Below are 17883 nucleotides of genomic sequence, written 5' to 3'. Positions count from 1 at the left end.
CTGGTGTTCGGGGGCCGCTCGTCCGGCGCGCGGGTGGCCTGCCGCACGGCCGCGGCGGGGCAGGCCTCCGCGGTGCTGTGTCTGGCGTTCCCGGAACACCCGCCCGGCAGGCCGGAGAAGAGCCGCCAGGCCGAGCTCGACGCCGTGAAGGTGCCGACACTCGTCGTGCAGGGGGACCGGGACCCGTTCGGCTGTCCGACGCCGGGGCCGCACCACGAGGTCGTCACGGTGCCGGGCAATCACAGCCTCGACAGCGACCTGGACGCCGTCTCGCGCGCGGCCTCGGAGTGGTTGGGTCGGGTACTGCGCCCGCTCACCGCGTGATCGTCCGGCGGGAACCGGGCGCCGTGCGCCCGGGGACTACCGGTCGTCCGGTGCGTCGTCCGGCCCACGCCGGAAGCTGATCTTCGTTTCGGACACCCGCAGGCCACTGCGCTCGGCCACGGTCCGCCGGATCGACGCCTGCAACCGGTCCTTCAGCTCCGCGGGGGCGAGATCCCCACCGCACTTGCGGGCGAGCAACCGCTTGATCTGGTCGTCGATGCCGTACTCCTCCAGGCACGGCGGGCAGTCCTCGATGTGCCTGCGCAGCTCGGCGTCACGTTCCGGGCTGCACTCCTTGTCCAGCAGCAGGTAGATCTCGGCGAGCGCGTCGTCGCAACCGACCTTGTCGGCCCCGCCCGTGTCCGTGGACGGGTCGCTCGCACCGGAGTCGCCGCGGATGCACATCAGCGGGTCACCTCCTGTCGGGCCGAGCGTGCGAACCCCCGGTCGCGCGCGACGTCGGAGAGCAGACCGCGCAGCTGTCCACGCCCGCGGTGCAGTCGGGACATCACCGTGCCGATCGGGGTGTCCATGATCTCGGCGATCTCCTTGTAGGCGAAGCCCTCGACGTCCGCGAGGTACACGGCCAGTCGGAAGTCCTCGGGGAGTTGCTGCAACGCCGCCTTGACATCGGTGTCCGGCAGGTTGTCCATCGCCTCGACCTCGGCGGACCGCAGACCCGTCGAGGTGTGACTCTCCGCCTGGGCGATCTGCCAGTCGGTGATCTCCTCGGTCGGCTGTTGCAACGGCTGCCGCTGCCGCTTGCGGTAGCCGTTGATGTAGGTGTTGGTGAGGATGCGGTACATCCACGCCTTGAGGTTGGTGCCCTTCTTGAACGACGAGAAGGCGGCGTAGGCCTTGAGATAGGTCTCCTGGACCAGGTCCTCCGCGTCGGCCGGGTTGCGCGTCATCCGCAGCGCGGCCGAGTAGAGCTGGTCGAGCAGCGGCATGGCGTCGCGCTCGAACCGCTCCGCCTGCTGCTGTTCCGCCTCCTCGGCCTGCGGCGTCACGTCCGCGGACGCCGCCGTGGGCTCGGCGGACGGGGCCGCGGACCCGGACGGGGCCGCGCTCTCGGCGGGGCTCTGGGTACTCGGCAAACCGTTCCCTTCCCGATCGGCGCCTTCGTGTCGGCGGGGCGTCCCGGCGCCGCGCCCCCACGTCCGGCTCGGGCGTCCGCGCGGTTGGCCGGGGACTCTGGTCAGCGTTCCAGGAGGCAGCGTGGTCGGCACATCAGAGACAACATCCCGGACCGCCGGGGTATTCCCGCTCGGGTCACGCCCGCCGTCCGCGGTGGTGGGGGTGCGGGTGGAACCCGTCCGGGCGGGTTACCGGACGACGGCCGGGCGAAACGCCGGCACGGTCGCCGCGGGGAGTGAGAACGCACACAGAGCGGGGCCGGACGGGTGAAGACCCGGTCCGGCCCCGCCCGGCGCCACCTCAGGTGTTCGGCTTCTTGCCGTGGTTCGCGTTGTTCTTCTTGCGGTCGCGGCGCTTCCGAGCTCGCTTGGCCATGATCACTCCTTGCGTCACTGCTCCACGTTTAGTGTGTCATGGAGGGGCCCGCCGATTCCGGCCGCCTCGGGCCGAGAGGCGAGGCGGCCCACCGCGACGCCGCCCACGGCACCACCGTGCCAGACGTGACACCGATCAGGAGGGGCATGTCCACGCTCGCTGAACTGCTCGCCGACCACACCGGTCTCCCCGGCGAGTCCGTCGACCACCTGCAACTCGTGGTCGCCGAGTGGCAGCTGCTCGCCGACCTGTCGTTCGCCGACTTCCTGCTGTGGGTGCCGGTGCAGGAAGGGGCCGACGACTTCGTGTGCGTCGCCCAGGTGCGGCCGACCACGGCCCCCACCGCGCACCCCGAGGACGTGGTCGGGGAACGGTTCACCACCGCCGAACACCCCCAGCTGACCCGGGCCATGCGGGAGGTGCGGATCTGCCGGGAGGAGGAGCCGCACTGGTACAACGACCTGCCGATGCGGCGGGAGGCCGTCCCGGTCCGGCTGGGTGCGACGGTGATCGCCGTGCTGAGCCGGGAGACGAACCTGGCCAGCCCCCGGGTGCCCAGTCCGCTGGAGATCGCCTACCTCGGTAGTGCCGCCGACCTGTGCCAGATGATCGCGGACGGGACCTACCCGAGTCCCGAGGCGAACATCGACGTGCACACCAGTCCCCGCGTGGGTGACGGGCTGGTGCGGGTGGACCAGAGCGGCACCGTGGTGTTCGCCAGCCCCAACGGGCAGTCCGCCTATCACCGGATGGGGTACGAATCGGATCTCATCGGCACCCGGCTCGCACCGCTCACCCGGTCTCTCGTGCGGGATCCGTTCGACGCCACCGACGTGTCCCACCGGATCCTCGAGGCGCTGGACGGCAAGCCCGGCACCCGCACGGAGGTGGAGTCCCGGCGCGGTGCCGTGGTCCTGTTCCGGGCGTTGCCGCTGCGGCCCGCCGGACGTGCCGCCGGGGCGCTGGTCCTGATCCGGGACGTGACGGAGGTCAAGCGGCGGGACCGGGCCCTGTTGTCGAAGGACGCGACGATCCGGGAGATCCACCACCGGGTGAAGAACAATCTCCAGACGGTCGCGGCGCTGCTGCGGCTCCAGTCCCGGCGGATGCAGTCCGGGGAGGCGCGGCAGGCGCTGGGGGAGTCCGTGCGGCGGGTGTCGTCCATCGCGATGGTCCACGAGGCGCTGTCGATGTCGGTGGACGAACGGATCGACCTGGACTCCCTGTTCGACAAGGTGCTGCCCATGGTCAACGAGGTCGCCACCGCGGAGTCCCAGGTGCGCATGTCCCGCACCGGTTCGTTCGGGGTGGTGGCGGCCGAGATCGCCACCCCGCTGGTGATGGTGGTGGCCGAACTCGTGCAGAACGCGGTCGACCACGCCTTCGCCGGTGGCCGGACGGGCCGGGTGGAACTGGTGGTCGAACGGTCGGCGCGCTGGCTCGACATCTTTGTGCGGGACGACGGCAAGGGCCTGCCCGCGGGCTTCACCCTGGAACGCGCCGACGGTCTCGGTCTCCAGATCGCCCGGACTCTCGTCGAATCCGAACTGCGCGGTTCGTTGTCCCTGCGCGGGATCCCGGACGACACGGCGGAATCCGACACGGCGGGGTCCGACGACACGGCGGGGCGGGAATCGCCGGACCACGGCGACGAGGTTCACGGCGACGGGGAACACCGCGTTTCCGGAACCGAGGCGGCCCTGCGCATTCCGCTCAGCAGGCGCACCTGAATCCGTTCGCGCCCGGCGTGCGGCGGGGCCGGTCCGGCATCACCGGCCGGATCCCTACCGCGCGCTTGAGGGTCGGCACCCGGAACGGATGCCGACCCTCAAACCTTCTGCCCTTTCGCCGGGGCAGAAGGGAATCGCGGACGCGTCGCTTCGTCTGCGCGGACGTCGCGTCAGAAGTTGCTCCGCGTACCGATCTGCGCCCGCCGACGCTTGAGCGCACGACGTTCGTCCTCGTCCATGCCGCCCCAGACGCCGGCGTCCTGACCACTGGCCAGGGCCCAGGCCAGGCAGTCGGATGCGACGGTGCAGCGGTGGCACACGGCCTTGGCCGCGGCGATCTGCGATACGGCGGGGCCGCTCGTGCCGACGGGGAAGAACAGTTCCGGGTCCTCGTCTCGGCAGGCCGCGCGGTGGCGCCAGTCCATTCTTCGAGCTCCTTGTTTCGGGCGCGGTACTCCGCGCCACGGTCGTCATGGCGGTCTTTCTTCGGGGTGCTTGTGAATGCTTTCACGAAGAACCGGCTTCGACAAGTGTTCGATCGGGATCGGTGAGTCAGCTCACTCGGCCCGGTGACCCTTCTGACCTGCGCATTCGGCGTCCCGCGGGGCCCACTCCGGCGCGAGTGATGCGGTGAGTGGAGCTCTGGCGTCGACGAGTGGTAGGGGCGACTTTGTCGGCGGTGATCACGCGGTGTTGTTCACCGACAGCGACGGATCACAACGCAACCGTGAGCGCGTCCGGCACCCCGGCGAACTCCACGTGGGTGCGCGGTCCGAGCAGCTCACCGTCGACCTGGAGGCCCACGGGCTCCTCGGCCGTGATGCGCAGGACGGGCAGGTCGTCGTGGCGCAGGAGCCGCCGTCCGCGGTGCTCCCCGTGCGCCCGCAGCGCCTGGCGGACGTGCCGCAGAACGGTGGGGAGCCCGAGCCCGGTCAGCGCGAAGAGACCGAGGCCGGAGTCGAACGAACTGTGCGCGTTCAGATGGACGGGACGGGGTCCCAGATAGCTCCACGGATCGGTGTTCGAGACGAACGCGGTACACACCTCGACGGGGTCGGCTCCGGGGACCCGCACGGTCAGCGTGGGTCGCCCGTTCGGTGGACGCAGATATCCGGCGACCGCCGTCCGCAGGTACAACCACGGGCTCGTGCGCTTGCCGCGTCTGCGGTCGACGGCGGCGACCACGTCGGCGTCCCAGCCCATTCCGGCGTTGAACGTGAACCAGTGGCCGTCGGCGCGTCCGAGCCCCACCCGACGGACGCTGCGCTCCTCCAGCGCACGGAGCAGCCGCCCGGTCGCCTCGACCGGATCCCGGGGCAGGCCCAGCGCGCGGGCGAACACGTTGGCCGACCCGCCGGGGACGACCCCGAGCATCGGCCGCGGTGCGGGCGGTTCCGGTGGGTCGAGCAGGCCGTTGACGACCTCGTTGACCGTCCCGTCGCCGCCGTGTGCCACGACGAGACCGAGACCGTCCTCCACCGCCGCACGGGCGACGGCCCGCGCGTGGCCCCGGTGGTCGGTCTCGACCACCTCCAGCTTCACCTCACTGGCGAGCGCGTGCGCGAGCACGTCCCGACCACCCGGGGTGGTCGCGGTGGCCCTCGGGTTGACGACGAGAACGGCGCGCACGACCGCAGAGTAGGTGAATCCGGCCGACCGGTGGGCCCGCGCGCGGAACGGGTCCTGCGAAACATCTCACCCGCACGACGGGAACCCTCCCGTCGCCGGACACTGTGCTGTCGCTGGGACGGCTGTGCTGTCGCTGGAGATGGCTGACTGTCCTGTCGGTCCTCCCGCTCCGGTCGGTTCGGCCCGCGTGCGTGGCCCTGCCGAGCGCCGTGACGAGTTGCACCCCGGGCGACCGCCCGCTCATCGACGACACCTGAATCCTTGCCCGGTGTGCCGCCACGGTAAAACGTCCGACCGGGTGGCATACCATCGGCTGTGTTCACTCACGGTCAACGCAGGAGGGCAGCTTCGTGCCGATCCGCGACGCGATCTCCCCGGCCCCGCGCGAGGTCCGCCTCGCGGGGGCGCTCACCGCCCTCCCCGGATTCGCGCTGCTCGCGTTCGGCGTGCTGGTCGCCCTCAACGCGGGTGCCTCACCGCTGACCGGTGTCGCGGTGGCCGCCGAGGCCGCCTACTTCGGCGTGCTCGCGGCCGGGGTGCTGGCCTGCGCGGTGGGGCTGCTGCTCGGCAGGACCTGGGCCCGCTCACCCGCTGTCGTCGTGAGCCTGATCCTCACGGGTGTCGGCTGGTACGCGACCGGACCCTCGGACCAGCCGGGATTCGGCATCCCCGTGATGGCGGCCGGGGTGGCGGTGCTCGTGCTGCTGTTCCGGCGGGCGTCGCGGGCGTGGGTACTCGGCCAGACGGAGGACGAGACCGAGGAGGAGGCCTCCCGTCGCGGTGGGGCCGCCGGGCGCAGGGCCGAACGTGAACACCGCGACGGCGACCGGAACCGCTGACGGGGGAGCCCGCTGACGGGACCCGGCCGGACCGGCCGCCCGGACCGGCCGGGTCGGTTCCGCCGGGTCACGCGGACCCGGCCGGGTCCGCGGCCAGCCTGCGGAGGGGTTCGTCGGTGAGGCGGTACACGGTCCACTCGTCCATCGCCTCGGCCCCGAGCGAGGTGTAGAACCCGACGGCCGGGTTCCAGTCGAGCACCCACCATTCCAGGCGCGCGTACCCGTGGCGGACGCATTCCCCGGCCAGCGCCGCGAGCAGCGCCCTGCCGAGGCCGGTTCCCCGGGCCTCCGGACGCACGAACAGGTCCTCGAGGTAGATGCCGTGCACGCCGCGCCAGGTGGAGAAGTTGCGGAACCAGAGGGCGAACCCGACGATCCGCCCGTCCACCTCCGCGACGTGCCCGTAGAGGGCGGGCGCGGGGCCGAACAGCGCGGTGCGCAGTTGCCCGGCGGTGAGGTGGCACTCCTGTGGGGCCTTCTCGTACTCGGCGAGTTCATGGACGAGGGTGACGACGGTCTCGACGTCGGCGTCCCGGACACGACGGATGCGGTGGTCCACGGAGGGCTCCTCGGCGGCGGGGGACGGGTCCCCGTGAGCCTAGAACGCCGCGTCCGGCGCGGATGTCGCCCGGTTCGGCGTGTCTCCGGCCGTCAGGACGGCGGGACGTTGAGGTGGCGGATCTGCGGAACGCCCCGCTGGCTTCCCAGCACGGTGATACTGGCCGGATCGAACCGGAAGAAGCGCCCCGCCGCGGTGTCCAGCTCCAGCCAGCGGCTGATCAGGACCCGGCCGAAGTCGTCGTGGCCGACCAGCACCACCGGCCGGTCGGACAGGGTCGACCGCAGGCGGCCCAGCACCCGGTCGGCCCGGGCGCGGACCGCGTCGGCGCTCTCCCCGCCCGGGATCGGGTGCGTCCACACCGTCCAGCCCGGCACCCGCTCCCGGATCTCCGGGGTGGTCATCCCCTCGAACTCGCCGTAGTCCCACTCGACGAGGTCCTCGCTGACCTCGCTGACCTCCAGACCGGCGAGCTCGGCGGTGTGCCGGGCACGGCGCAGGGGGCTGCTCAGCACGACCGCCGACGAGTCGTCCGACATCAGCGCGTAGGTCCGCCCCGCGGCGTGGGCCTGCCGTTCACCGACCGCGGTCAGCGGCAGATCGGTCCGCCCGGCGTGTCTGCCGGTGGCGGACCACTCGGTGTGCCCGTGACGCAGGAGGAACAACGGGTGCTCGTGCGGGCCGGCGATCACGCCCGCAATATAGTCGCCCACACTCGGTCGTGGGTGCCTGATCGGGTGGCCTGTCGCGGGCGGCGCCTCAGGCGCCGGACGGTGCGTACGCGGCCCGCAGCGCGTCGTAGCGGGCCAGGCAGTCCTCGTAGCGGGGGAGGATCCCGGCCTCGCGGGCCTCGGCCAGGGTGGGTGCGGCGGCGTCCTTGTCGGACAGCACGGGGTCCGTGTCCGCGGGCCACGGCAGTCCCAGGGCCGGATCCCGCGGGTGTACGCCGTGCTCGGCGGTGGGGTTGTATCCGGTGGAGCACAGGTAGGCCAGGACCGTGTCGTCTTCCAGCGCGAGGAAGGCGTGGCCGAGGCCCTCGGCGAGATAGACGCCCCGGAAGTCGGTGCTGTCCAGCCGGACGGCCGCGTGTCTGCCGAACGTCGGGGACCCGACCCGCACGTCCACCACGACGTCGAGCAGCGCGCCGCGCGGGCAGTACACGTACTTCGCCTGACCCGGGGGTGTGTCGGCGAAGTGCACACCACGGACGACACCCGCGTGCGAGACGCTGTGGTTCGTCTGTGCCACCGACAGCGGATGGCCGACGGCGCGGAGGAACGCGGGCTCCTGGAACGGTGCGACGAACAGGCCCCTCCGGTCGGGAAAGACCGGGGGGACGAACTCGTAGGCGTCGGCCACCGGCAGCTCGCGCACGTCCATGCCGCGAGCATAGCGGCGGCACTCCCGCGGACGGGAAGCCCGTCAAGCCGGACGTTCGTCTTGTGTTCTTGGTCCTGACCAGCGAATATCGGTCACGGTTCTGTGACGTCGACCGCACCCCCGCGACACCGGGGGCGGCCGGGGTGGCACACTGGACGAACCGCCGCGTCCGCGGCCACGGTGCGATGACGGACCGAACCTCAGCACCGGCCTCGACGGACGCCTCGTCGGCGACGGGCGCCACAGCGCCGTACTCGCCGTGGTACGAGCCCACATCACTGGGGATGCCATCGTCGATGGCCCCCGTTCTCTCTTCAGCCCTGGAGATTGACGTGTCCCAAGCTCAGGTGAGCGACGACGACATCTTCGCCGGTCACGAGGGTGGCAAACTCTCGGTGACCGCGACCCGCCCGATCGCGCAGGCGCGCGACCTGTCCATCGCCTACACCCCCGGGGTAGCGAAGGTGAGCCGCGCGATCGCCGAGGACGAGACGCTGGCCCGGCGCTACACCTGGGCCGACCGCCTCGTCGCGGTCGTGAGCGACGGCACGGCGGTACTCGGGCTCGGTGACATCGGGGCGCGGGCGTCGCTGCCCGTGATGGAGGGCAAGTCGGTGCTGTTCAAGACCTTCGCGGGCCTGGACTCGATCCCGCTGGTGCTGGACACGACCGATGTCGACCAGGTCGTCGAGACGCTGGTCCGGCTGCGGCCCTCGTTCGGTGCGGTCAACCTGGAGGACGTGTCCGCGCCGCGCTGTTTCGAGCTGGAGGACCGGCTCAAGGACGCGCTGGACTGCCCGGTGATGCACGACGACCAGCACGGCACGGCCATCGTGGTGCTCGCCGCGCTGCGGGGCGCCAACATGGTGCTCGACCGGTCCATCGCCGACCAGCGGGTGGTCGTGTCCGGTGCGGGTGCCGCCGGGGTGGCCTGCACCCGGATCCTGCAGGCGGCGGGGGTCGCCGACATCACCCTGCTCGACTCGAAGGGCATTTTGCACCCGGACCGGGAGGGGCTGACCCCGATCAAGGCCGAGCTCGCGGAGACGACGAACACCCGCGGGCTCACCGGCGGCATCGCCGAGGCGCTCGACGGTGCCGATGTCTTCCTCGGCCTGTCCAGTGGCCACGTGGACGAGGACCTGCTCAGCAGGATGGCACCCGATCCGATCGTGTTCGCCCTGTCGAACCCCGACCCGGAGGTGCATCCGGACGTCGCCCGCCGGTACTCGACGGTCGTCGCGACCGGGCGCAGCGACTTCCCGAACCAGATCAACAACGTGCTGGCCTTCCCCGGGATCTTCCGGGGTGCGCTGGACGCCGGTGCCCGGGCGATCACGGAGAACATGAAGCTGGCGGCGGCCGAGGCGATCGTCTCGGTGGCCGCCGACGAGCTGGCGCCCGACCACATCGTCCCGAGCCCGCTCGACCCCAGGGTGGCCGGTGAGGTGGCGGCCGCGGTGGCGAAGGCCGCCGAGTCGGACGATGTGGCCACCCGCCCTCCGGAGTGGGAGGCGTAACGGTCCGGGGGCCGTCCGGCCCACCGGGTCCCGCGTGTCGGGCCGGGTGTGGCGCCGCACGCGGGACCGGGGCCGCACGGCCTGCGACCGGGTGTCGGCCGGGAGCGCTACCCTCGGCGCCCGCGGCGCGGTGGGTGCCGCGGTGTTTTCCCGGAGGAGAGCTATGTCGGTTGATCCACCCGGGTCGGTGCCCGGTCCGGCGGGCGGGCCACCCGGTCAGGACTGGCACGGGGGGCTCCCGCAGGCGGCTCCGGTCCCGGTCGGTCCGGCACCGGCGGACCCGTACGGTCTGCCGCCGCAGCGGCCCGCGACGGTGACCGCGGCCGCGGTCCTCGGTTTCCTGGCCGCCGCGCTGGAGCTCGTCGGTGGGCTGGCGTGGATGCTCGGCGGCGCCGTGCTCGGCAGCATGGAGCGGGTGCGGTGGGGCGAGACCGGCTTCTCCGGGGTGATCGTCGTCCTCGGCGTGGCCGCCCTGGTCGCGGCAGGCGCCTACCTCTGGGGTGGTGTGGCGGCGCTCCGGGGCCGGCAGGTCGTCCTGCTGGTCGCCGCCGGTGTGGGCGCCGCGGTCAATCTCGTCGCGGTGATCACCTTCGGTACGGGCGGCCTCGGGCTCGTCCTGGCCGCCGTGCTCATCCTGCTGCTCTCCCTCGCGCCCAGCCGCAACTACCGGCCGCACTGACCGGCCGCACTGACCGGCCGCACTGACCGGCCGCACTGACCGGCCGCACTGGCCGGGCGCACTGGCCGGTCCGGACGTCAGCCGCCCGGACCGGAAGCCCGGAGCAACCGCGCGATCTTGTGCCGGGGCACGTCGACGAGCCGGAGATCGGCGAGGTCATCGGGCACCCGGGGGAGGAGGTTGCCCAACCGGCCGTGGGCCCTGGTCCACACCGGCCGCAACCTGCGGGTGCCGGTGTCCGCGTCCCCGGCGTCCGGGGTCTCGGCCAGCACCACGGCGTGCGTGTTGTCCGGGGTGCTGCGCAGCAGCCGCAGCCGGTACTTGGGCGCGAGCAGTTCGGTCAGCGCCCGTTGCCCCGCCGCGTCGGCGAGGTCGGGATGCGCGTTGGGCACCAGCAGTGCCGCCCGTCCGGCGTTGACGGCCAGCAGGACCCGCACCAGCCACGGACCCGGATCACCGCTGAGGTCCACGGCGACGGCGGTGCCCTCGGGCACGGGCGCGGGTGCGGTCCAGTCCGGTCCGCGCTCCTCGACGGGGGAGCCGTCCTCCCCCGCGATCGAGAGCAGTCCCGCGCGCACCCGTTCGGGGGTGTGGGTGGCCTCGACCGAGCGGGGGCCGTGTGTGTAGATCGCCTGTCCGGCGCCGCGTTTCTTCTTCCGGGCGCGGGCGGTCGGTTGGCAGACGTAGAGGTCGGCCGCGCTGCCGATGGCCTGGGCACCGGCGTACCGGTGAAAGCCCGGCAGGATCGCCTCGAAGGTCAGACCCAGTCCGGACAACGCGCGTTGCACCTGGTGGCCGAGCGTGGGGTGGCGGTGGCTGTAGCCGTAGGCCAGCACCACCCGCCCGGCACGGTCGGCGAGGCACTCGATCGCCCGGGAGGCGAACAGCGTCATGCCCTCCGGGGTGTACGGAGGGTCGCTGAACACGACGTCGGCCGTGCCGGTCACCGCCAGGGGGAGTCCGTACCGGAGGTCGGCGTGCACCGTCCGCACCGCGCCGCCGCTGCGCGTGTCGATGTGTTCGAGCACCCGGTCGTCGACGTCGACCACCGTCACGTCCGCCTCGCCACGCAGTGCGTGGACCGCCAACGAGGTCAGGTCGTGGTCGCCGAGGAACAGCAGGCGGGCGTGCCGCAGGTCGTACTGTTCGTCGAGCCACCGCGCCCGGTGCAGAACCGTGTCGGGGGTGGCCTGGACGTGGTCGAGGGCGGGCAGCGGCGGTGGTACCGCGTCCAGGTGTCCACCGATCTCGTCGCGCAGTCCCGACGGGACCGCCGCGGCGGTGCCCACCCGTTCGTGGTGCGCGGTGACGGTGTCCGGACGCAGCCGCAGGAGGCCGCCGTCGCGCTCGACGTCGTCGGCGAGGTCGTCGAGTAGTTCCTCCACCGTGCGCCGGGGCAGGGTGGTCGTGCGCACCAGTTCGTCGAACGACAGCCAACCCCGGCCGAGCGCGGTGACGGCCGCCCGGACCTCCCGCGCGTGCATCGCGTACGTCTCCACGGGCGCCGAGCCTAGAGCCGTCGCCGGACCGGAAGGTGTCCGGGCGTCCGACACCTGCTGTGGGATCCGGGCAAGACCCGACGTCGGTGCTCGGCCGACCGGGTGAACGACGGGAATTCCCGGCTCGGTCGGTCCGACCGAAAGTAGGGGCCGGAACCTACTTTCGCTCCGGTTCGAACGGGTGGCGCCGGGCGTCGGAGCGGGCCGCCAATATCGCGATCACTCGATCGAGACAAGACCTGTGTTCAAACTGTGGCTGTCCGTACGTTCACCGCCACGTTCACGGCGAAAAGTTCACCGGAACGTGGAGGGAGTAACCGTGCGAAGAAACCGAAAGTTGGGTAGCAGGTCGTTGGCGACCGTCGGGCTGACCGCCGGCGTCGCCGTGCTGACCGCGCTCGGCGGGAACCTGACCGCCTCCGCCCAGGAAGAAGGCACCATCCTCGGTAAGGACGCCGAGGGCACCGTCCACGACAGCTACATCGTCGTCCTCGAGGACGACGCCTCCGTCCGGGAGGTCGCCGACGAACACGGTGCGGACGTGCACCGGGTCTACGACAGCACGGTCCGCGGCTTCGCGGCGGGCATGAGCGAGCAGCGCGCCGAACGGGCCGCGGCCGACCCGGACGTCGCCTACGTCGAGCAGAACCGCGTGGTGCACACCGACGCCGAGCAGACGAACCCGCCGTCCTGGGGGCTCGACCGGCTGGACCAGCGGGACCTGCCGCTGGACGACACCTACAGCTACGACGCCACCGGCTCCGGCGTGGAAGCGTACGTGATCGACACCGGCATCCGGACCTCGCACAATGACTTCGAGGGCCGTGCCCGGTCCGGCTACGACTTCGTGGACAACGACGGCGACGCCGACGACTGCAACGGCCACGGCACCCACGTCGCGGGCACCATCGGTGGTGCGGACCACGGGGTCGCGAAGGGCGTCGAGCTCATCGGCGTCCGTGCCCTCGACTGCCAGGGTTCGGGCACCTACGACGGCATCATCGCCGCCATCGACTGGGTCACCGAGAACGCCGGTGGCTCGGCGGTGGCCAACATGAGCCTCGGCGGCGGCGTGTCCAGCGCCGTGGACGACGCCGTGCAGCGCTCGATCGACGCGGGCGTGACCTACGCGCTCGCGGCGGGCAACGACTACGGCGCCGACGCCTGCAACACCTCGCCCGCCCGCGTGGCGGACGGCATCACCGTGGGCTCGACGACCAGTTCGGACGCGCGGTCGAGCTTCTCCAACATCGGTTCCTGCCTGGACATCTTCGCTCCGGGCAGCGACATCACCTCGACCTGGATCGGCAGCGACTCCGACACCAACACCATCAGCGGTACCTCGATGGCCACCCCGCACGTCGCCGGTGCGGCCGCGCTGTACCTGGCCGACAACCCGTCGGCCTCCCCGGCCCAGGTGCGCGACGCCCTGGTGAACCAGGGGACGAGCGGTGCGGTCGGCAACCCGGGCAGCGGTTCGCCGAACGTCCTGCTGCACACCGGGGGCGACGGCGGCGGGACGCCGGACCCCGAGCCGGAGCCCGGCGAGTGTGACCCGGTCACCAACGACACGGATGTCGCCATCCACGACAACAGCACCTCGACCAGTTCGGTGACCGTGGAGGGCTGTGACCGCGCGGCCTCCGGCTCGGCGACCGTGGACGTCGACATCAGCCACACCTACCGCGGTGACCTGCGGATCGACCTCGTCGCCCCGGACGGCACCACCCACCGGCTCAAGGACTCCGGGTGGGACTCCGCCGACGACGTGAACGAGACCTACACGGTCGACGCCTCCGCGTCCCCGGCCGACGGCACCTGGGAACTGCGGGTGACCGACGTCTACTACGGCGACACCGGCCAGATCAACAGCTGGACCTTCACCCCGTGACCTCCGAGAACCGGGTGACGTCCTGATCCGGGTGCCCGCACCGTCCTGGGGGGCGGTGCGGGCACCTGCTCGTGCCGGTGGGTCGGGTCAGAAGAAGCCGGCCGTCACGAACGGGACCTCTCCGGTGTTCAGCCAGGCGGACAGCAGGAACGGCAGGCGGGACGACACCGCGCCCGGCACCGTGAACAGCACGGCCGCCCCGAGGACCGTCCCCACGTCGCGGGGCGTCCGACATCCGAGGGCGAGCACGACGCCGGCGACGACGGCCCCGAGCGCGGCATGCACGGGCTCCACCACGGACAACAGCATCGAGCTCAGGACGACCTCGCCCGCGACGACGCCGACGGCCGCGGCGGTGACGAGCCTCCCGGTCCGGTCGTCGCGGCCGACGTGCCGCAGGGCGAGTCCGAACCCGACGCCGACCGACGACCACACCACCAGGGCGGTCAGCAGGGTCGGGACGAGGCCCAGGAGGTTGCTCGGCCCGATGGCGAGCGCGAGCACCGTCCGGCCGGCGTGGTAGCTCAGCGCCAGGGCGATCAGGGCGACCACCGCCCGCCGGACCGCGGTGCTCGGGTCGCGTCCCCGGCTCACCAGCAGGGCGAGGACGATCCACGGCGCGACGCTGTCCGGAACGAGGGTGAACACCAGGAACGGGGAGAGAAGGGAGAACACGGTCCCGAAAACCACCCCCGGGGCTGCGGCGGAGATCCACCAGGGAGGTGACGTTCGGCCGTGTGGTCCCGGCCGGGCGTCCTCGACGGTACCGCCGTCCGCGACCGCGTCCGCGCGGTCCCGGCCTCGCCGTGCCGGCATGTTTCCCCCAGTGTGTCGTCCCGCGGGCGAATCGGGTCGAACCCGTCCCGCGGGGACGGAGCGCCTGTGGTGGGCGGCGGGCACCCGCCGCCCACCACAGGCGTGTCCGGATTACTCGAACGCGCGGTCGATCAACGCGCTCTGCTCGACCTCGTGCACCTTCGACGAGCCCGCCGACGGTGCCGCCATGGGCCTGCGGGCCACGACGCCGAGGGTCGGGAACGCCTCCGGCAGCCTGCGCGGCAGGTTCAGTCCGAAGAACGGCCACGCGCCCTGGTTCTCCGGTTCCTCCTGCACCCAGACGGCGTCGGAGGCGCCGGTGTACCTGCGCATCGCCTCGGTCAGCTTGGCCTTCGGCAGCGGGTAGTACTGCTCCACCCGCACGATCGCCACGTCGTCGATCTCCCGCCGGGTCCGTTCGCTCACCAGCTCCCAGTAGAGCTTGCCGGAGGTCAGCAGCACCTTGCGGACCTTGGCCGGGTCGACGGTCTCGTCGTCGATGACCGACAGGAACTTCGAGCCGTCGATGAAGTCCTCGACGTTCGAGGTCGCCTGCTTGTTGCGCAGCATCGACTTCGGCGTGAACACGATCAGCGGGCGGTTCACCCCGTCGAGGGCGTGCCTGCGCAGCAGGTGGAAATAGTTCGCCGGGGTGGACGGGACCGCCACGGTCATCGAGTGCTCCGCGCACAGCTGCAGGAACCGCTCGATCCGGCCGGAGGTGTGGTCCGGGCCCTGCCCCTCGTGGCCGTGCGGCAGCAGCAGCACGACGTCGGAGTGCTGGCCCCACTTGGCCTCACCGGAGGAGATGTACTCGTCGATGATGGTCTGCGCACCGTTGACGAAGTCGCCGAACTGCGCCTCCCACATCACCAGCGCCTCGGAGTTGGCCACCGAGTAGCCGTACTCGAAGCCGACCGCCGCGTACTCGGACAGCGCCGAGTCGTAGATCATCACCCGTTCCTGGGTGTCGGCGAGGTTCTGCAGCGGCGCGTACTCCTGGTTGCTCTTCCGGTCGATGAGCACGGAGTGCCGCTGGGTGAAGGTGCCGCGGCGGGAGTCCTGCCCGGCCAGCCGCACCAGCCGCCCCTCCATGGCCAGCGAGCCGAAGGCGAGTAGCTCGCCGAAGGCCCAGTCGATGCCCCCTTCGCGGGACATCTTGTGCCGCCGCTGGAGCACCGGCTTGACCCGGGAGTGCGGGGTGAAGCCCTCCGGCAGGTCCACGAACGAGTCACCGATCTTCTCGATGGCCTCGCGGGAGACCGCGGTGGGCACCTGGGCGGGCACCTGCTGGCTCTGCTCCACCGACGGGCTCGGCGCGATCGGGTGCTTCTCCAGTTCCCGGACCTCGTTGAACACGTGTTCCAGCTGCGTGGAGAAGTCGCGCAACGCGGCCTCGGCCTCGTCCATCGAGATGTCGCCGCGGCCGATCAGCGCCTCGGTGTAGTTCTTCCGGACGCTGCGCTTGGCGTCGATGATGTCGTACATGCCCGGCTGCGTCATCGACGGGTCGTCGCCCTCGTTGTGGCCCCGTCGCCGGTAGCAGATCATGTCGACGACGATGTCCTTGTTGAACGCCTGCCGGTAGTCCACCGCGAGGTGGGCGACCCAGTACGCGGCCTCCGGGTCGTCCCCGTTCACGTGGATGATCGGCGCGCCGATCATCTTGGCCACGTCGGTGGCGTACTTCGACGACCGGGCGTGCTCCGGCGGCGTGGTGAACCCGACCTGGTTGTTGATGATCACGTGCACGGTGCCGCCGGTGCGGTAGCCGCGCAGCATGGCCAGGTTCAGTGTCTCGGCCACCACGCCCTGCCCGGCGAACGCGGCGTCGCCGTGCAGCAGCACCGGCAGGACGGTGAACCCGCCGGAGTCGCGGTCGCCCTTGTCCAGGTGGTCCTGCTTCGCGCGGACGATGCCCTCGAGCACCGGGTCGACGGTCTCCAGGTGCGACGGGTTCGCGGTCAGCGACACCTTGGTCTCCCCGTCGCCGAACATGCGGAAGTACTTGCCCTCGGCGCCGAGGTGGTACTTCACGTCGCCGGAGCCGTGCGCCTGGCCCGGGTCCAGGTTGCCCTCGAACTCCTGGAAGATCTGCGAGATCGGCTTGCCGACGATGTTGGCCAGCACGTTGAGCCTGCCGCGGTGCGGCATCCCGATGACGACCTCGTCGAGTTCGTGCTCGGCGGCCTTGTCCAGCACGGTGTCCAGCAGCGGGATGACGGTCTCGCCGCCCTCCAGGGAGAACCGCTTCTGCCCGACGTACTTGGTCTGCAGGAAGGTCTCGAACGCCTCGGCCGCGTTGAGCTTGGACAGCACGTACTTCTGCACCGTCGGCTCGGGCTTCTCGTGCGGGATCTCGACGCGCTCCTGGATCCAGCGCCGTTCGTCCGGGTCGAGGATGTGGGTGTACTCGACCCCGACGGTGCGGCAGTAGGAGTCCCGCAGCACCCCGAGCACGTCGCGCAGCTTCATGCGCTCCTTGCCCGCGAACCCGCCGACCGCGAACTCCCGGTCGAGGTCCCACAGGGTGAGCCCGTGGGAGAGGATGTCCAGGTCCTCGTGCCGGCGCTGGCGGTAGTTCAACGGGTCGGTGTCGGCCATCAGGTGGCCGCGCATCCGGTAGGCGTCGATCAGCTCCAGCACACGGGCGGTCTTGTCGATCTCCCCTTCGGGGATGTCCTCGACCCAGCGCACCGGCTCGTAGGGCAGGCGCAGCGAGGTGAAGATGTCGTCGTAGAAGCCGTCCCCGCCGAGCAGCAGCTCGTGGATGCGCTTGAGGAACTCACCCGACTCGGCGCCCTGGATGATCCGGTGGTCGTAGGTCGAGGTCAGCGTCATGATCTTGCTGACGCCGAGGTTGACCAGCGTCTGTTCGCTGGTGCCCTCGAAGTGCGCCGGGTACTGCATGGCGCCGACACCGATGATCGTGCCCTGCCCGGACTGCAGACGCGGCACCGAGTGGTTGGTGCCGATGCCGCCCGGGTTGGTCAGCGAGATCGTGGTGCCCGCGAAGTCCTCGGCGGTGAGTTTGTTGTTGCGGGCCTTCTTGATCAGGTCCTCGTAGGCCTGCCAGAACTGGAGGAACGTCATGTTCCCGCAGTTCTTGATCGAGGCCACGACCAGCGTGCGCTGGCCGTCCTTGCCCGGCAGGTCGATCGCGATGCCGAGGTTCACATGCTCCGGCGTGACGACGTGCGGTTTGCCGTCGACCTCCTCGTAGTGCCGGTTCATGTTCGGGAACTCGCGCAGCGCGCGCACCATCGCGTACCCGATGAGGTGGGTGAACGAGATCTTGCCACCGCGGGAGCGCTTGAGGTGGTTGTTGATGACGATGCGGTTGTCGGCCATCAGCTTGGCCGGGACCGCGCGCACGCTGGTGGCGGTCGGCACGGTCAGCGAGGCGTCCATGTTCTTCGCGATGGCGGCCGACGCGCCGCGCAGCGGCGACTTCTCCGGCTCGGCCGCGGTCTTCGGCGGCGCCGTGCGCGGGGTCGCGCCCGTG

At 71.4% G+C, this 17883-nt stretch carries 17 protein-coding genes; 6 read left to right on the top strand and 11 right to left on the bottom strand.

Annotated elements, in window-relative coordinates:
* Nucleotides 1-324, top strand: a 324-nt coding sequence (locus tag SACPADRAFT_RS33740) for an alpha/beta hydrolase family protein (protein ID WP_040923971.1), incomplete at its 5' end; no start/stop codon positions are given.
* A gap of 36 nt (nt 325-360) precedes the next feature.
* On the opposite strand, the gene rsrA is transcribed toward SACPADRAFT_RS33740, so the two are convergent.
* The 3 genes from rsrA to SACPADRAFT_RS34470 all read right to left on the bottom strand — a co-directional run bounded on the left by rsrA (nt 361) and on the right by SACPADRAFT_RS34470 (nt 1836).
* Nucleotides 361-729: a mycothiol system anti-sigma-R factor gene (gene rsrA / locus SACPADRAFT_RS0206215; RefSeq protein ID WP_007024209.1), complete on the bottom strand. Its 369-nt coding sequence runs from the start codon at nt 727-729 to the stop codon at nt 361-363.
* Nucleotides 729-1334, bottom strand: coding sequence for a sigma-70 family RNA polymerase sigma factor (locus SACPADRAFT_RS0206210; RefSeq protein WP_028662263.1), 606 nt, complete (start codon nt 1332-1334; stop codon nt 729-731). Before SACPADRAFT_RS0206210 ends, rsrA begins: the two co-directional genes overlap by 1 nt.
* A 427-nt stretch (nt 1335-1761) precedes the next feature.
* Nucleotides 1762-1836: a 50S ribosomal protein bL37 gene (locus SACPADRAFT_RS34470; protein WP_407690016.1), complete on the bottom strand. Its 75-nt coding sequence runs from the start codon at nt 1834-1836 to the stop codon at nt 1762-1764.
* A gap of 146 nt (nt 1837-1982) precedes the next feature.
* Between SACPADRAFT_RS34470 and SACPADRAFT_RS0206200 the strand changes: the two genes are divergently transcribed.
* Entirely contained in the window at nt 1983-3566 is a 1584-nt protein-coding gene (locus tag SACPADRAFT_RS0206200) for a sensor histidine kinase (protein ID WP_007024212.1), read from the top strand.
* 170 nt (nt 3567-3736) lie between these two features.
* On the opposite strand, the gene SACPADRAFT_RS0206195 is transcribed toward SACPADRAFT_RS0206200, so the two are convergent.
* Nucleotides 3737-3991 (bottom strand): WhiB family transcriptional regulator, encoded by a 255-nt coding sequence (locus SACPADRAFT_RS0206195; RefSeq protein ID WP_007024213.1) that lies wholly within the window; start codon nt 3989-3991, stop codon nt 3737-3739.
* 289 nt (nt 3992-4280) lie between these two features.
* Nucleotides 4281-5195: a diacylglycerol/lipid kinase family protein gene (locus SACPADRAFT_RS0206190; RefSeq protein ID WP_007024214.1), complete on the bottom strand. Its 915-nt coding sequence runs from the start codon at nt 5193-5195 to the stop codon at nt 4281-4283.
* Nucleotides 5196-5545: 350 nt separating this feature from the next.
* Between SACPADRAFT_RS0206190 and SACPADRAFT_RS0206185 the strand changes: the two genes are divergently transcribed.
* Nucleotides 5546-6034 (top strand): hypothetical protein, encoded by a 489-nt coding sequence (locus SACPADRAFT_RS0206185; RefSeq protein ID WP_007024215.1) that lies wholly within the window; start codon nt 5546-5548, stop codon nt 6032-6034.
* A 67-nt stretch (nt 6035-6101) separates the two neighbouring features.
* Here SACPADRAFT_RS0206185 and SACPADRAFT_RS0206180 read toward each other — a convergent pair whose 3' ends face one another.
* The 3 genes from SACPADRAFT_RS0206180 to SACPADRAFT_RS0206170 all read right to left on the bottom strand — a co-directional run bounded on the left by SACPADRAFT_RS0206180 (nt 6102) and on the right by SACPADRAFT_RS0206170 (nt 7973).
* On the bottom strand, nt 6102-6593 hold the full coding sequence (locus SACPADRAFT_RS0206180; RefSeq protein WP_007024216.1) for a GNAT family N-acetyltransferase: 492 nt from the start codon (nt 6591-6593) through the stop codon (nt 6102-6104).
* 92 nt (nt 6594-6685) lie between these two features.
* A complete protein-coding gene (locus tag SACPADRAFT_RS0206175) occupies nt 6686-7285 on the bottom strand; it encodes a histidine phosphatase family protein (RefSeq protein WP_028662262.1) in 600 nt (199 codons plus the stop codon).
* Nucleotides 7286-7352: 67 nt separating this feature from the next.
* Nucleotides 7353-7973: a dTDP-4-dehydrorhamnose 3,5-epimerase family protein gene (locus SACPADRAFT_RS0206170; protein ID WP_007024218.1), complete on the bottom strand. Its 621-nt coding sequence runs from the start codon at nt 7971-7973 to the stop codon at nt 7353-7355.
* 296 nt (nt 7974-8269) lie between these two features.
* On the opposite strand from SACPADRAFT_RS0206170, the gene SACPADRAFT_RS0206165 reads away from it, so the two are divergent.
* Entirely contained in the window at nt 8270-9493 is a 1224-nt protein-coding gene (locus SACPADRAFT_RS0206165) for an NAD(P)-dependent malic enzyme (protein ID WP_007024219.1), read from the top strand.
* 163 nt (nt 9494-9656) lie between these two features.
* Complete coding sequence (locus tag SACPADRAFT_RS25855; protein ID WP_007024220.1) at nt 9657-10172, top strand: hypothetical protein; 516 nt, start codon at nt 9657-9659, stop codon at nt 10170-10172.
* A 77-nt stretch (nt 10173-10249) separates the two neighbouring features.
* Here SACPADRAFT_RS25855 and SACPADRAFT_RS0206155 read toward each other — a convergent pair whose 3' ends face one another.
* Nucleotides 10250-11656, bottom strand: a complete 1407-nt coding sequence (locus SACPADRAFT_RS0206155; RefSeq protein ID WP_007024221.1) for a bis-aminopropyl spermidine synthase family protein — start codon at nt 11654-11656, stop codon at nt 10250-10252.
* 334 nt (nt 11657-11990) lie between these two features.
* On the opposite strand from SACPADRAFT_RS0206155, the gene SACPADRAFT_RS0206150 reads away from it, so the two are divergent.
* Complete coding sequence (locus SACPADRAFT_RS0206150) at nt 11991-13562, top strand: S8 family peptidase (RefSeq protein ID WP_007024222.1); 1572 nt, start codon at nt 11991-11993, stop codon at nt 13560-13562.
* An 87-nt stretch (nt 13563-13649) separates the two neighbouring features.
* Here the strand turns inward: SACPADRAFT_RS0206150 and SACPADRAFT_RS0206145 are convergent, their stop codons facing one another.
* Together SACPADRAFT_RS0206145 and SACPADRAFT_RS25850 are read right to left on the bottom strand one after the other, a co-directional pair.
* Nucleotides 13650-14252, bottom strand: coding sequence for a hypothetical protein (locus SACPADRAFT_RS0206145; protein ID WP_028662260.1), 603 nt, complete (start codon nt 14250-14252; stop codon nt 13650-13652).
* A 237-nt stretch (nt 14253-14489) separates the two neighbouring features.
* The coding region (locus tag SACPADRAFT_RS25850; protein ID WP_007024224.1) for a multifunctional oxoglutarate decarboxylase/oxoglutarate dehydrogenase thiamine pyrophosphate-binding subunit/dihydrolipoyllysine-residue succinyltransferase subunit at nt 14490-17883 on the bottom strand (3394 nt) is incomplete at its 5' end.

Origin of the sequence: Saccharomonospora iraqiensis subsp. paurometabolica YIM 90007, assembly GCF_000231035.2 — a bacterium.
GTDB lineage: Bacteria > Actinomycetota > Actinomycetes > Mycobacteriales > Pseudonocardiaceae > Saccharomonospora > Saccharomonospora paurometabolica.
The sequence above is the reverse complement of the archived record's forward strand: the minus strand, read 5'-3'. Positions and strand labels throughout refer to the sequence as shown.

Excerpts from the sequence above, each read along its gene's own strand:
- rsrA (WP_007024209.1), bottom strand. The coding sequence starts at position 729 with ATGTGCATCCGCGGCGACTCCGGTGCGAGCGACCCGTCCACGGACACG.
- SACPADRAFT_RS0206200 (WP_007024212.1), top strand. The coding sequence starts at position 1,983 with ATGTCCACGCTCGCTGAACTGCTCGCCGACCACACCGGTCTCCCCGGC.
- SACPADRAFT_RS0206195 (WP_007024213.1), bottom strand. The coding sequence starts at position 3,991 with ATGGACTGGCGCCACCGCGCGGCCTGCCGAGACGAGGACCCGGAACTG.
- SACPADRAFT_RS0206170 (WP_007024218.1), bottom strand. The coding sequence starts at position 7,973 with ATGGACGTGCGCGAGCTGCCGGTGGCCGACGCCTACGAGTTCGTCCCC.
- SACPADRAFT_RS0206165 (WP_007024219.1), top strand. The coding sequence starts at position 8,270 with ATGGCCCCCGTTCTCTCTTCAGCCCTGGAGATTGACGTGTCCCAAGCT.
- SACPADRAFT_RS25855 (WP_007024220.1), top strand. The coding sequence starts at position 9,657 with ATGTCGGTTGATCCACCCGGGTCGGTGCCCGGTCCGGCGGGCGGGCCA.
- SACPADRAFT_RS0206155 (WP_007024221.1), bottom strand. The coding sequence starts at position 11,656 with ATGCACGCGCGGGAGGTCCGGGCGGCCGTCACCGCGCTCGGCCGGGGT.